The 1213-nt window shown below is 69.5% G+C and carries 1 protein-coding gene; it reads right to left on the bottom strand.

The window, feature by feature from the left end:
• A partial coding sequence (locus tag RM609_RS34160; RefSeq protein WP_311616568.1) for an NAD(P)-dependent malic enzyme occupies positions 1–1213 on the bottom strand: 1213 nt, incomplete at both ends.

Below are 1213 nucleotides of genomic sequence, written 5' to 3'. Positions count from 1 at the left end.
CGTTGAAGACGCTGGGGATGATGTAGTTGGCGTTGAGTTCGTCTTCGGCGACGACGTCGGCGAGGGCGCGGGCGGCGGCGAGCATCATGTCGGTGTTGACGGTGCGGGACTGAGCGTCGAGCAGGCCGCGGAAGACGCCGGGGAAGACCAGCACGTTGTTGATCTGGTTGGGGAAGTCGCTGCGGCCGGTCGCCACGACGGCGGCGGTCCTGCGGGCGATACCCGGGTCGACCTCCGGGTCGGGGTTGGCCAGCGCGAACACGATCGAGTCGGCAGCCATCGCGGCGACGTCCTCGCCGTCCAGGACGTTGGGGGCGGAGACGCCGATGAAGACATCCGCGCCGCGCACGGCTTCCTTCAGGGTGCCGGTGACGCCCTCGGGGTTGGTGTTGTCCGCGATCCAGCGCAGCGCCGATCCCTGGTCGGCGGAGACCAGGTCGGGGCGGGCGGCGTGGACGACGCCGTGGATGTCGGCGACCACCGCGTGCCGCACCCCGGCCGCGATGAGGAGCTTGAGGATCGCGGTACCGGCGGCGCCCGCGCCGGACATGACGACCCGTACGTCGCCAATCTGCTTGCCGACGACGCGCAGGGCGTTGGTCAGGGCGGCCAGGACGACGATGGCGGTGCCGTGCTGGTCGTCGTGGAAGACGGGGATGTCCAGGGCCTCGCGCAGGCGGGCTTCGATCTCGAAGCAGCGGGGGGCGGAGATGTCCTCGAGGTTGATGCCGGCGAAGCCGGGGGCGATGGCCTTGACGATCTCGACGATGGCGTCGGAGTCCTGGGTGTCCAGGCAGATCGGCCAGGCGTCGATGCCGGCGAAGCGCTTGAAGAGGGCGGCCTTGCCCTCCATCACGGGCAGCGCGGCCTTGGGGCCGATGTTGCCCAGGCCCAGGACGGCGGAGCCGTCGGTGACCACCGCGACGCTGTTGCGCTTGATGGTCAGGCGGCGGGCGTCCTCGGGGTTCTCCGCGATGGCCATGCACACACGGGCCACACCGGGGGTGTAGATCATGGAGAGGTCGTCGCGGTTGCGGATGGGGTGCTTGGAGGCCATCTCGATCTTGCCGCCGAGGTGCATCAGGAACGTACGGTCGGAGACCTTGCCCAGCACCACGCCCTCGATACCGCGGAGCTTCTCGACGATCTCGTCGGCGTGCTCGGTCGAGGTGGTGGCCATCGTGACGTCGATACGCAGCTTCTCGTGCCCGGA

It is taken from the genome of Streptomyces hesseae, from assembly GCF_031845785.1.
Lineage (GTDB): Bacteria > Actinomycetota > Actinomycetes > Streptomycetales > Streptomycetaceae > Streptomyces > Streptomyces hesseae.
The sequence above is the reverse complement of the archived record's forward strand: the minus strand, read 5'-3'. Positions and strand labels throughout refer to the sequence as shown.